Below are 13,358 nucleotides of genomic sequence, written 5' to 3'. Positions count from 1 at the left end.
TGCGAGCAATGAGCGTTTTGGTACTGGTTGCCCCGGGTTCGGAAGAGATCGAAACCGTCGCCATCGTCGATACCCTGGTGCGGGCCTCCATCGAAGTGGTAGTCGCCTCCTGCTGCCCGGCGGGGCAGCGCCAGATCCGCGCCTCCCGCGGGGTACAGATAGTGGCGGATTGTCATATCGACGAGCTGACCAGTCGTGGCTTCGAAGCCATCGTCGTGCCGGGCGGCCTGCCCGGTAGCGAAGCCATGCGCGATACCCCCCTCGCCATCGACCTGCTCAAGGAGCAGGCTCTGCGTGGCCGCTGGCGCGCCGCCATTTGCGCAGCCCCCGTGGTGGTGTTGCAGCATCACCAACTGCTGGGGGATGCGCGGGTTACCTGCCATCCAGGTTTTCAGGCCGAGCTCCCCCCGGCTCAACTCAGCACCGAGCGGGTAGTGAGGGACGAGACCCACCGCCTTATCACCAGCCAGGGCCCCGGCACCGCCATCGAATTCGCCCTCGAAATAGTGCGGGTGCTGCGAGGTGATGAAGCTGCCCACGCAGTAGCAGGTCCCATGGTGCTGCCCCCTTCGGTATCGCCATAATCGCGCCAAACTCGTCCCTGAAAACAACAGAGCGCCCTTGCCTGTAGCAAGGGCGCTCTGTTATGGGGACCTAGATTGCATCTAGATAACTCTCCCCTTACAGGTGCCATATAAGAATCAAGTCATTGGATGACCTTTGATGTTCTTTATATCGACGCATCTGATTTGATTTTTAATCAGTTCAATAACACGCTCAAAATCCTCAGGCTTGCAATATAGATTGTCGCTATATGCAACTTTAAAGGGGGTTGATTCAAATCTCAGTGCCTTTTTTTTCTTAGAAATAGACAGTGTGTAGGGCCAGTCTTTTTTAAACATGGCTTCATGTTCTGATATTTCACTCTTAAAATCAGTAAAAAAGACCGCAAAGAGCGCCATACCCCCAGCGCCAACCAAGGCTAGTGGCCCCAATATGACAACAGCTACGACACATACCACCACACCAAGCCAAGCCAAACCACGCACTATGGTGTAGGCCACTTCGGGAATAGCATCTTGATAAGTGACGACTACACCTTCCGTAGTTAACCGATAATGGTAGTCTTTATCCGCCATAACTAAATAGCGTAGGTAGGGAAACATTATCGCTCCCACTATAATAAACACCCAACCATTGGATGACTCATTCCATATCATGGCACAACCAATCAAGGTAGGTATTCCGATTAAAAACAGTATCCCCAGCCAGGCAAATGCTGCTGGAACTCGGATGTCCCATTCATGAAGAGTTGGAGCCTCTCGCACCTTTTTCTGATTGGCATCGAGAATACACTGCTGCTCTTTTTGAGGTAGCAGATGGAAAGGCGTCTCCTGCTCATTGCCCTCTATAATTTCGTGTGTCTTTTCCATTATTTATTCCCTTGCTTGCCGACCACCAACGTGGGCATTGCTCCTAAATCGCCGCTGCTGCCATTCAATGTCACGGGACCGCCACTGCTACTGCTGCCTTTGAAAATAAACTCCCGCTGAATCATGCCCCCGAGATACCCTAACTCCAGTTTGATAGCCGTATTGGTATCAATCCCCAGCGGCAGGGTATAGACCATCTCATCCCAACGTCCGCGTTGTGTCTCCAGCGTCCTAGGCTGCATGGCTGCCTGATAGCGCGCCAGATCCTCTTTGGAGCGCACCGGTACCATTTGACCGGCGCGAGCAATTGGCTGACCGATGACCTTCAGCCCTATAGTCTGCCCTCGCAAGTGCGTAGGGAGCGAGAGTTGCAACTGCCATTGGGGGCGACCAGTGTCCATCCAGCCCTGAGGCCTGGAGTGAACCACACTCAAACTGGCCCCAGGCTTATTGATCAGCATTTCAAAGCGAGCCAGCTCATCTTCGGTAGACCAGTTGGCAGGCTGCTTGCCCCAGGTGGATTGCAATAACCACTTCTCCAGATCCGAGCGTTTGAAGATATTCAGCAGCACTGTCAGCACCAGATAGGCGGCACCTAGCACAAAGAGCCCAACCAGCATCCAAGGCGCAAAAATAGCAGCGATTGATGAGAAACCCAATCCATTCCCCAACAGATAGAAGAGTTGTGCGCCAAAGATGATTCCTTGCCCCAGCAATACCCCTGCTTTCATCTGCAAGAGTGTTTTTTCCATGCTGCTTATCAAGGGATCCTTGCTGGCTTGGAAGGAGTCCCACATTTCTACCCCAGCCGCCGCCATCCCCAGGCTAGAAAAAGCCACCATACGCCAGGCAAAGCTTCTAACCCAGACCGCATGCTCACCTTCTTTTATTGCTGCTTTTATCGAGATTGCTGTCAGGGCTCGTTTACCCCCATCAGTAGTGAGCGGCTTTAACTTCTCCCATGCGGCCCCCTGGTAGAGCGCGGCGATGGCATTGCCCGTCCAGGCAACGGTAGAGCCCAGCTGCATATTTGCCCGCTCCCAACCGATAGACTGGGCATTTTGCGCCGCTCCGGCAATCACCACACTCAGGTTCCAGAGGTTGAGCAGGGCCACCAATCCCCCAAAGGTTGCCAAGTTGGGAACTCTTTCGTTCATAGCGGTGATGCGTTGATTCACTCCACTGCGTACGCTCGCCAGATAGTCACCGATATATTGTCTGGCCTGCTGCTGATATAGATCGCCTTTCAGTTTCACCAGCAGGGGCATTTCGCTGGCAATCAAGGTATCAAGCTGTTGTTGTAAAGTTTTTAGCTGACCGTTGATGGCCTTCACTGTGGTATTGCGCCCGGGTGGTGGTGAGCTGATAGCCGATATTTCCTTGGTAATAGCCCAGACACGTTGCTGGAAGCTGCTGTGAAGCATCCGATAACCGTGATTCACTTCCAGCGGTTTATCACCAAGCAGTGATTCCAGCAGTATCAGCCTCAGGTTGCCTGCCAGGCTGTTCTTCCAGGTGTGGGGCAAGATTGCCGCCATGATCTGGGCGTGGGCCCCCTTGGCAATGGATTTTCCAGCCACCTTCATGACCTCTATCACGGCTTCGATCGTCTGGAACCAGGGCTTCTGCCTGAGCCTATCGTCTCCCAGTAATGTTTCCAAATCCGCCGTGCGGCCAAACAGCGCCGTCATGTCGCTAGAGGCGGTGCTGAGCCAGGCATTGTCTACCGTCTGCTCGCTCAGCCCCTTGTGCAACACGACATCAAAACCATAGGGAGCCAGTGCCAGCAAGTTATCACTGACCTTTTCACCAAGCAGTTTTTCCAACGCTTTCTTCCGGGCTTCAGTGCTGCAACTGAGTGAGAGCGCCTGCCCAGCCTCGGCAAACAGAACCTGCAAATAGGCTTGGCCTTTGTCTGTTTTGTGGTCCAGACCAAAGGGTAATGGATCGGCCTTGAGGCGAGTCATACCATTGAACAAGTCCTCATGAGCCAGAGTCAGTGCCAGCTCCAGCTCATTGAGTGGCACCTGATACTGCTTGATAAAGGCATTGAGCCCGCCCCAGTTGACCTCGTCCTGAAATGCGGCTCGCTCTTTCCATTGATTGACCTGCTTTTGAGAGGGGTTGAAACCATATTGCTCCCGCAAGATTTTCAGCTTCGCATCGGCCTGTCTCGCCATGGGGGAGTTGAAGTTGATAACCCCAGGCTCCGAACTCATGCCCTCTGTGTCGGCAAGATAGCGATCCCCCAGATAGTCATCCAGCGCATCTTCAAATGCCTGGGTCTTGGCCACATTTCCCCTTACGGAGGCAGGCAAGTCCTTCTCGTCTAGTCGAACCCTGGCAAGATTGCGTGTCACCTCCGCCATCATCAGCTTGTGACTGTTAACTTTGATGGTGGCATCATCTTTACCCAGCAAGGCTTCACGCTTGGCAAGCAGTTGATTGACCGTCATGGAGAGGTCGGCCAGATCGGCCAGATAGTCATTAAGCGCCACTACCATGGCACTCTTGGGATCCGGCATCCCCGCCTTGTAGGCAGCAGGTGAACCGGCTGGTTTATGCGCCAACAGCTTGATCCCTTGCTGATCCTCTTCGGCTGGTTTGGCGAGGGGTGTACAGGACAAGACAAACCCCTGATTCGACATTCCCAGATCTGCCACCTTGTCGAGCGAATCAGGCAAGCCGCAATGGGGGGCCTTCATGGTACTGGCAAAGCTGCCCAGTTTGACTTGTCGCATCCAGGCACTGCGCAAGCCGCTATTTTTCACCATCTCTTTCTTGATGCGCCCCGTCCAACGCTGGGGAGAATAGATGAAGGACAGCGTATGGGTGGCCGGATAGAGCAGATGACCTTTGCTCCCCTTGCTCTGGCTGATGAAAGCAGCCCCTTTTACTTCATACTCATCAAGATTCTTGGCTGTCTCGTCATAGGCATAGAGCCAGCCATCACGCAGCTGACGCAGGGTATGGTGATGAGACTTGAATTTGACAGGGGCAACGAAGCCGGCCCCCGCAGGCAATGGATGAGGTTGCGTCTTGGGTGAAGAGCAGGGCTCATCAATGGCATAACGCACCGGCACTATGGCTATCTGCTTGTTTTTAAGTGGACAGACCCCTGCCGGGCTCTTGCCATTGGTCGTGCTTGCACACTGGGCGGCTTGATTGGGCGAACTCATGCGTCTCGATCCTTCTTACTCAATGTTTCTGCCAGCTCGGCGGCTCGCTCAATACGCTGTGACGGTGTCTGTGACGAAGATTGGGTGACCAATGCCCTGAGTCCAGGATGCTCCTCTTCCTCATACCAATGGCTGCCGAGATACCCGAGCACATTGAAAAACAACAGCAGATCCCGCTCACTCTCAAACCCCATGTCATAGGCTTGTTCTGCCCAATGGGTCAACCAGCGCTCCGGCTCGGCCTGCTCCTGCCAACGGTCAGGGAACCAGGTGAACATATGCGCTCTGATCCCATCCAGAATATGCAGCCAACTCACCTCACCCAGGCGCTCCCACTGGGGATCAGACAACCTGAATCTTGCGCCAACAGGATTACCCAGCTCCGATTTGGCCTTTTTGTGCCACCAGACATAGTCCGTTCCTTGACGCATCGGGATCCATACCTGCTCCACCCCCTGCCACAGCCAGGGTTCATCATCCATGAACAGGCGTCCCATGGTTTCGGGCATCGCCAGTTTGAGCAGGATCCGGCTGGTGTAGGGGCTCTCCACTTCGATCAGGGAGCGAAGTTTCTCGGCCATGGGTAACAATGGAAGCCGAGACGATAACAGGTAACCCCATGATGGCTCACGGTTTTGTATGAACCATTTCAGCAGCATCGGGGTCACGCTGACCAGGCAGGGGCTTACTTCCCGCAGGCTGTCCCAAGGAGAATAGAGATAGAGGGGTTGATAGGCCGGAGTCTCCACCTGTTCGAACAGGGCGCGTTCCACCCCGTCAATACGGGCTCCATCCAGCATCAGATAGAGTTGTTCTCCCTCGAACAACGCTATGTCGGGGAAGATGCCATTTTGGGCAGAAGTCATCCTCCGGCACCCTCCTGCGACGCCAATTGCTCACAGATCTCGCAAACCGGTTCCGCCGATTTGAGCGTCGCGATTTGACGCGCAGGTTCCATCGGGGGGGGCGGTGCCACCACTTCCACTTCACCGGGTTGGATGGGCATCTGTCCCGCCCAGCCGGAGCCGGAGCCCGGGCTGCCGCCGGAGTTCATCTTGATGGAGCCGCCACTGAGGGTGACGCCGCTCGGGTCTATCTTGACGAAGCTTCCCCCCACCTTCAGAGTCAGCTCCGCACCGGCTTCCATCACTATCTTCATGCCCGCCTTGTGATGCGCCTCGGTGCCCGCCTCCACCAGGAGAGATTGCCCGAGCTTCTGATGCAGGGAGGCATCCACGGTGAGCGAATAGTCGCCCTTGATATGATCCCGCATCTCACCGTTGACGGTGAGATGGTCATTGGCCTTGATGCGGGTCACCCGCTCGTTGTCGATGTCCCTGTGCTCGTCGTGCTTGATGTGCCAGGCAGTGTCACTTTCGATGAGCAGGTTCAGGTCTTTCTGACCGTGGATATAGATCTCTTCCTTGCCCGCCTGATCTTCGAAGCGCAGCTCGTTGAAGCCCTCTCCCTGATGGGTCTCGGTGCGCAGCACGGTGCGGGTCTTGTTGGCCGGAAGCGGATAGGGCGGTCGGTTGGTGGCATGATAGGTGCGGCCGGTGATGATGGGTTGGTCCGGGTCCCCTTCCAGGAAACTCACGATCACCTCGTGACCGATGCGCGGGATCGTCATCATGCCGTACTGGCCGCCGGCCCAGCCCTGGCTCACCCGCACCCAGCAGGAGCTCTGATCGTTAGAGCTGCCGTATCTATCCCAGGGGAACTGCAGCTTCACCCGGCCGTGCTCGTCGCAGTAGATCTCCTCCCCTTCCGGCCCCACCACGGTCGCAATCTGCGGGCCATCCACCATGGGTTTGTGGGGCGCCTCTTTGCTGCCGATGCGGGCGCGCCAGGTGGTGCTGGCCTTCACTACCCCGAATTCGTTGTAATAGACGGTGGGGCCGCTGCCCCCCTCCTCTTCCAGCGCCTGGGGTTGCTGGCCCACGTGGCTGATGCGCACGACTTGCCAGTCGGTGTTGAGCGCGCCGTTCGGATGTTCGGTCAGAGAGAAATACTGCCCCGGCAGCAGGGCCGCGCAGTTGGACTTGCCCTGGCCGGTGACGGCGTCATTGCGCAGAGCGTCGAGCCTGTGCCGGGCAAAGGCCTTGCCGCTCTGGTCCAGCTTGTAACGGCCCGGGGAGTCGAAGTGTTGGTAGCTATCGCGCTGGTGGGTGAGCTCGGCGCCGCGCTGCTTGTGGGAAAGCCCATAGGCCGGGGTCTTGAAGCTGTAGTCCTTGAGTTCCACATCCGACGTTCGCACCGCTTCCCGGTAGTGGAACTGACGTACATAAGGGCCCAGCTCCAGCGAGCGGTTGCCGAGGTTGAAGAAGAGCTCGGGGCCTTGGGTCAGTGCGGCCGCATCGTCGGCAAAGACGATGCGGTGTTTACCTTGCTCGAACTCGTGGAAGTAGAAGAGCCCCTCTTCGGCGGCGAGGCGATTCAGGAAATCCAAGTCCGTTTCCCGGTACTGGACGCAGTATTCGCGCTTCGCGTGCTCGTTTTTCAGCGCGAAGGCGTAGTCGGTGATGCCGTGCTCTTGCAGGAGGATGGAGAGGATTTCATCGTGCTGCTGGGCCTGGAAGATACGTGAATTCTGGCGCAAAGAGAGGCGCCACAGAGCGGGCTGCACCAACAGCTGATAGCGGGTGCGGCGAAAGCCGCTGTCCCCTTGGCCAACATCGCTCACCACCCCGCACACCCGCCGCTGCAGTTCGCCGTTGTACCAGATGATCAGCTCACAGGGCTGGTCCAGTACGGCGCCGAAATCGACATCAGACTGGGGGCTCGCCAAATCGAGCCTCAGCTGGAAGGGGCCACTCAGCGCCTCCTCCAGCGCAAATTCCGCCACCACGAAGGTGCTCTCGGGCAAGGCCCCCACCTTGACGGTAAATTGTAATCCTGTGCTGTCTGCCATCGGTGCGCCTCTGCTGTCGGCCCGCATCGCTGCCGGCTGCCTCAAGGTGGGAGAGAGATCCGCCATGGCCGCCGCTTTTTCGCCGCCATGGCTACCGCACGCCCCCAAGGCGTGCGTGCAGATCCGTCGTCATGTTCTTTGTTGTGCCCGCTCACGCGGCAAACGGGCAGAAGAAAGCCATGGCATGGGTCAGGGGATGAGGAGTTAAGCAAGCGGGGTTTTGAGCTTCATCAGGCTCTGCGGCACACAAAACAAGGAGCACCCATGGGGTGCTCCTTGCATGCATCACGCCTCGATCGGCGCGCGCCAGTCGTCCGCACCGGAGGTGCCGGCAACGGTGTGCTCCCAGTCAATCTTGCGATAGGCCAAGGAGACCTGGATCAGCTGGGTGAAGTCAGCCTTCGCCGGGTCCTGGCAGTGGGGCATCTGGCAGTCGATGTCGACGATGGTGGCATCGGTCAGCACGGTGCTGAAGAAGTGCTCCTGCTTGCCCTCGACGGAGGTGCGGTACCACTTCAGGGTCACTTTCGGCAGCATCTCGCCGGAAGCCAGGGAGTTGTACATCAGCGGCACAGCCTTGTTCAGGGCTACGGTGAACTTGAACGGCTTGTGGACGCGCTGACCCGCCGGCTGGCCGGATTGCGGATCGGTCGGCACGGTGACGATGTGCTGGAACTCTTGCACCAGCATCTCGTCTTCGTGGCCTTGCACGAAGATGTTGCCGACGGAGTCGGAGGTGAAGGCACCGGCGGTGATGTTGCCCTGGGTTTTACCTTCGATGCTGATATAACATGGAGTTGGCATGGAATTGCTCCTGATTGGTTAAACGGTAATGACACTCAACCGAAACCGTTAGCAGCGTCCATGCCACCTTGCTTATTCCTTATATTTCAATCAATTACTACTTACCCTCACATATCCATCAGCACAAGTGGCGCAACAAGACGCCCATACCAGCTTCTTTGACTACCAAGAGTTGCATTTACAGAATATTACGCTAATAAATAGGCAATCCATTGCGCAGTACCGACGAGTCCACTGCTACTCATCCACATTGGCAACCGATGCCAGCTCCACATTCAGCCTGACGACCCCCTGCTTGAGTGCCCAGGAGATGGCCTGGCACTTGCTGTTGGCCCCCAGCTTGGTCACCACGTTATTCAGATGGAACGTCACCGTGCGCGGGGTGATCCCCAGGATCTGGGCGATGTCGCTGGTCTGCTTGCCCTCGGCCGCCCAACGGCACACCTCCAGCTCCCGCAGGCTCAGGGCGTCGTGGGGGGAGATCCCCACCAGACAGACTCGCGCCACGGCTTCGAAGATGTGCATGGAGAGCCAGGTGAGGGAAGGCACATCCGCCAGCCACTGTGACTCGGTGCGCGGCGCCGTGGTGATGAGGGAGAGCAGACCGACATGACCGTTGGCCCCGTGCCAGGGGAAAGTGATCCCATCGCACAACCCCGCCTCCCGGGCCAGGGTCATGACCGACAGACTCTGCGCATCGCACACCCCCTCCTTCATGAGGTCCGCCCACAGGATGGGGGTACTCTGCACCATGCCACGCTGCACCACGGGATCGATGGCGAAGAAGTTGGCCTGGGTATAGGCATCCACCCAGGCCTGGGGGCAACCGTTGAAGATGATGACATCCGGCCGCTGTATGGTATTGGGGAAGATCAGGGCCATGCGAAAATGCTCGAACCCCATGTGTGCCGTCAATGTCCGTAACAGCGCCACTATGGTGCGCTCATCGTCAGCCTCGTCAAACCGGGCGATGAGATCTAATGCGTCAGTTGTATCCATGTCATTGTCTTGCTTGAAACGGTAGCCATATTGTTCAACCCCAACCCCAATGGGCGCTGAACCAGCCGTTAACGAATTGCAACAACCAGGCTACAAAAAACAAAAAGCCCGGTGACGCGAGTCATCTGGGCCATATGAAAGAGGGGGGGGAACCACTCGAAACCAAGTCTAACCATCCCATAAAAAGGGGGAAAGTGATAATTATTAATATATTTAGTAAATAAAAACTCCAATTGACATATTTAACACAACTAAAGCCAATTAAATGCAGCATATAAAACTATATCAGGTACGAAACGGGCCACCCAGAAGTGCGTCACCCATCGTTCATTGCCCAGCGCGCCCCCAAAGACGCTATCCACGAGGATCCCGGCAGGCTGACTCGATGCTGACACCTGAGCCGACCTGCACCGGACACAGCAAAGGCCCAAGCCGGGGCGAACAACGGGCCGTCAGCTCCCGGTAAGGGCTCATGACCATGAGCCCTTACCTTTCGTCAAATGGATGGACAACGCCTCTTCTCAGGGTCGCTCCCCCAGCGCCAACCGGCGGTTGATGTCGGCAATCACGGGCGCGATGTCTGCCAGGGTGTCGATGACATAGTGGGCCCCGGCCGCGCGCAGCTTGGCCTCGGCGGGAGCGCGGCGGGCGGCGACCTCCTCCTGCCCCATGACCGCAAACTCTTCCCAGGTGGCGCCGAACTCGTTGCCGGAGACAGAGAGCCCCACGGTCCACATGCCGGCGTTCAGCCCCTCGCTGATGCCGGGTACGGCATCATCCACCTTGATGCAGCGATGCACCGCGCCTATCCCGAGTGCTATCACGTTGGCCAGCGCCATCCAGGGACCGGGACGCCCGCCCGCCTTGAGATCATCGGTGGCGACCCAGTGATCCGGGCGATAGCCCTGCTCGGCCGCGGCCGGCACCAGAGTCTCCATCACGGGGCGCGGATAGCCGGAGCAGGAGCCGATGCGCAGCCCCTGCTCCCGCAAACTGGCAAGCACCGGCAGAACTCCGGGGATGGGGGCGGCGAAGCGGGTCACCGCCGCTATCTGCAGCGGCATGAAGGTGTGATAGAGGTGATCCACCTCGTCGCGGCTCATGGGGTGGCCGAAACGGGCCTGCCAGCGGGAATCCACCGAGGGCAGACGGCCGAGGGTGGCGATGTGATCCCACTTGCCAAGACCCATGGGCTGGCGTGCCTCCTCCAGAGTCACCTCGAAATCAAACGCCCGGGCAAAGGCCTCCACGAAGATGGACGTCGGCGCGAAGGAGCCAAAGTCCACCACGGTTCCGGCCCAGTCGAGGATCACGCCCTGAACGTCAGTGGCGGGGTGAGAAGCGGTCTGCATGTCAGTCATGTGAGTTTTCCTGTTCCTGTGAGGCTTCGATCTCGCCGAGGGCCTGATCGAGGATGGCAATGGCCTGCACCAGATCGGCGCGGCTGATGTTAAGGGGGGGTGAGAGCTGGATGACGTTGCCCTGGGAGACCTTGAAACTGAGGCCAAGCGCCAGGCAGCGATAGAGCAGCCGCTCGGCGGCCTGGCTGGCCCGGGCCCGGCTCTGGTGGTCTGTCACCAGATCCAGCGCCCACAGCAGGCCGATGCCGCGCACCTGACCTATCAGGGGGTGACGCTCGGCGAGCTTGCCAAGTTCGGCGGCCATGAAGCGGCCATCCTCCTGCGCCTTGGCCAGCAGTCCCTCTTCGCGAATCACCTCGATGGTGGCCAGCGCCGCCGCACAACCGACGGGGCTCTTCTCATGGGTGTAGTGACCGAGCGAGATGGCGGCCGCCTGATTGAAACGATCCCGGGTGATGAGGGCGGCAAACGGCACCACACCGCCCCCCAACCCCTTGCCGAGGCAGATGATGTCCGGCTCGATGCCAAACTCCTCGAAACTGAACCAGTGACCGGTCCGCCCCAGGGCATTGGGGATCTCGTCGACGATGAGCAACACCCCATGGCGATCGCAGGTCTCCCTCACCCGCTGCCAGTAAGCTTTGGACGGTACCTGCACATCGGTATTGCGGATGGGCTCGGCGATGAAGGCGCCTATCCCCCCTTCCTTCTCGATCACGTATTCCAGGTAGTCGGCGTAGTGCAGATCCTCCCCTTCCCCGCGATACCAGGCTCCGCGATAACGGGTAGGGGGCGGGATCCGCTCCACCCCGGGGAGCAACGGCCCCATCCCGGCCCGAAAACAGGCCTCTCCCCCTACCGAGATGGCATCGAGGGAGGCGCCGTGAAAGGCATCCCACAGCGACACCACCTTGCTGTTGCCGGTGATGAAGCGGGCAAGCTTGAGGGCGATGCCCACCACCTCGCTGCCCCCGGGGGCAAACAGTACCCGGTTGAGATCGCCGGGGGCCAGCTCCGCCAGGGTGCGGGCACAGTCGATGGCGACCTGATGGGTGTAGCGACGTGGCGCAAACGGCAGATTCGCCAGTTGCTGCTGCACCCGCGCCACCACCTTGGGGTGACCATGGCCCAGCTGATGCACGCTGTTGCCATGAAAATCCAGATACTGATGGCCGGAGGCACTGGTCAACCGGCTTCCCTCTGCCCCCGTCAAGAGATCGAGACAGGGGCTGGAGAGGGCCTGATGGAGGAAATAGCGGCCATCGTCGGCCAAGCCATCGCGCACGGGTTCAGGCTGACCCGCCCACCAGCGCTGGCGCGCCGCCCCCAGATTGATGTCCCCCTCGGTGTCGGCGAGGCCGCCGCCGGGCAGGGTCGGGTGACCGCTCATCGCGCCCCCTCCTGCCAGTAGCAAGCATCCGCCATGGCGGCCAGCAGGCCACGCACCTTGGTTGGCGTCACGTCGCCGATGTTGCCGATGCGAAAGCAATCCGCCCGTGAGACCTTGCCCGGATAGATGACGAAGCCTTGGGCCTTGAGGCGCTGATAAAAATCGACGAAGCGGTAGTCGGGATGGGTTGGGGAGTAGAAGGCCGTGATGATGGGAGATTGCCAGGCCGTGGGCAGCAGAGGCTCGAAACCGAGGGCGGCCATGCCCGCCACCAGGGTGCGCTGGTTCTCCTGATAGCGGCGATGGCGCGCGGTGATGCCTCCCTCCTCCTCCAGTTCCCGCAGCGCCTGGGCAAACGCCAGCACTGTGTGGGTCGGCGAGGTGAAGCGCCACTTGCCCCCCTGCTGCTCCATGGTCTGCCACTGGGCGTGCAGATCGAGGGAGACGGAGCGGGCCCGGCCGGCGCAGGCCGCGAGGGCGGCGCGGCGGGCGATGACGAAACCAAAGCCCGGTACCCCCTGGATGCATTTGTTGGCGGAGCTGATGAGGAACTCGATGCCAAGCTGCCCCATGTCGATGGGGATGCCGCCGAAGCTGCTCATGGCATCGACGATGAAGCGGATGCCGCGGCGCTGGCAGAGCTCCGCCACCTCCTCCAGCGGGTTCAGCATGCCGGTGGTGGTCTCGCAGTGCACCATGGCGAGGTGGGTGATGCCGGGATGCCCATCAAGCAGGGCGTCGATGGTCGCCACCTCGGGGCGCTCGGTCTCGCCGCAGTCGAGCTCGAGATGATTCAGGCCGAGGCAGCGCGCCATCTCCACCATGCGGGCCCCGTAGGCACCGTTGTTGATGATGAGCAGGCAGTCATCTTGCCCGAGCGCCGAGCCCAGCACGCTCTCCACCACATAGCTGCCGCTGCCCTGCAGCAGCACGGCGCTGTAGTCGGCGGCATACTCCGGGGCCATGGCCAACCGCACCAGCTCGCGGCGGATGGGCTCCACCACTCCCAGGTTGTAGTCCGCATCCCAGGTGCAGCTGTCCTGCAACATGGCGGCGCGCACCGTGGGAGTGGTGGAGAGGGGGCCCGGGGTCAGCAGCAGGTAGTCGACGGCAGCGGGGGCGGCAGGGATGTGGGTCATGGCTTGCTCCATTTGGTATATACCAGATTAAGCTTATTGTGCTGAACGCCTCCTTCCGGGTCAAAGGGGTGCCCCTACGTGCAACAAAAAATTCATTTTCGGCGCCATCATCGCGATAATCTAGAGATCCTGAATCGGGGAC

The 13,358-nt window shown here is 59.1% G+C and carries 10 protein-coding genes; 1 reads left to right on the top strand and 9 read right to left on the bottom strand.

Going from position 1 to position 13,358, the window contains the following annotated elements:
• Window positions 1-8 precede the first annotated feature (8 nt).
• Window positions 9-584 carry a DJ-1 family glyoxalase III gene (locus VZC39_RS04865; protein WP_434666225.1) on the top strand — a complete coding sequence of 192 codons (576 nt, stop codon included), beginning with the start codon at window positions 9-11 and terminating at the stop codon, window positions 582-584.
• Between the two features lie 117 nt (window positions 585-701).
• Here VZC39_RS04865 and VZC39_RS04860 read toward each other — a convergent pair whose 3' ends face one another.
• The 9 genes from VZC39_RS04860 to phnW form a co-directional block, all read right to left on the bottom strand.
• On the bottom strand, window positions 702-1,433 hold the full coding sequence (locus VZC39_RS04860) for a hypothetical protein (RefSeq protein WP_434666222.1): 732 nt from the start codon (window positions 1,431-1,433) through the stop codon (window positions 702-704).
• Window positions 1,433-4,612, bottom strand: coding sequence for a T6SS effector BTH_I2691 family protein (locus tag VZC39_RS04855; protein WP_434666219.1), 3,180 nt, complete (start codon window positions 4,610-4,612; stop codon window positions 1,433-1,435). The genes VZC39_RS04860 and VZC39_RS04855 overlap by 1 nt, the downstream gene beginning before the upstream one ends.
• Entirely contained in the window at window positions 4,609-5,478 is an 870-nt protein-coding gene (locus tag VZC39_RS04850) for a DUF4123 domain-containing protein (RefSeq protein WP_434666216.1), read from the bottom strand. Before VZC39_RS04850 ends, VZC39_RS04855 begins: the two co-directional genes overlap by 4 nt.
• On the bottom strand, window positions 5,475-7,523 hold the full coding sequence (locus VZC39_RS04845) for a type VI secretion system tip protein VgrG (protein WP_434666213.1): 2,049 nt from the start codon (window positions 7,521-7,523) through the stop codon (window positions 5,475-5,477). Before VZC39_RS04845 ends, VZC39_RS04850 begins: the two co-directional genes overlap by 4 nt.
• Window positions 7,524-7,808: 285 nt before the next feature.
• A complete protein-coding gene (gene hcp1 / locus VZC39_RS04840; protein ID WP_349921309.1) occupies window positions 7,809-8,327 on the bottom strand; it encodes a type VI secretion system effector Hcp1 in 519 nt (172 codons plus the stop codon).
• Window positions 8,328-8,564: 237 nt separating this feature from the next.
• Window positions 8,565-9,326, bottom strand: a complete 762-nt coding sequence (locus VZC39_RS04835; RefSeq protein ID WP_349921308.1) for a LuxR family transcriptional regulator — start codon at window positions 9,324-9,326, stop codon at window positions 8,565-8,567.
• 521 nt (window positions 9,327-9,847) lie between these two features.
• Window positions 9,848-10,687 (bottom strand): phosphonoacetaldehyde hydrolase, encoded by an 840-nt coding sequence (phnX, locus tag VZC39_RS04830; RefSeq protein WP_434666208.1) that lies wholly within the window; start codon window positions 10,685-10,687, stop codon window positions 9,848-9,850.
• Window positions 10,680-12,077, bottom strand: a complete 1,398-nt coding sequence (locus tag VZC39_RS04825) for an aspartate aminotransferase family protein (protein ID WP_434666205.1) — start codon at window positions 12,075-12,077, stop codon at window positions 10,680-10,682. Before VZC39_RS04825 ends, phnX begins: the two co-directional genes overlap by 8 nt.
• Window positions 12,074-13,216, bottom strand: coding sequence for a 2-aminoethylphosphonate--pyruvate transaminase (gene phnW / locus VZC39_RS04820; RefSeq protein ID WP_434666202.1), 1,143 nt, complete (start codon window positions 13,214-13,216; stop codon window positions 12,074-12,076). The genes VZC39_RS04825 and phnW overlap by 4 nt, the downstream gene beginning before the upstream one ends.
• Window positions 13,217-13,358 lie beyond the last annotated feature (142 nt).

It is taken from the genome of Aeromonas sp. NJAU223 (genome assembly GCF_051125555.1).
Classification (GTDB): Bacteria; Pseudomonadota; Gammaproteobacteria; order Enterobacterales; family Aeromonadaceae; genus Aeromonas; species Aeromonas veronii_G.
The sequence above is the reverse complement of the archived record's forward strand: the minus strand, read 5'-3'. Positions and strand labels throughout refer to the sequence as shown.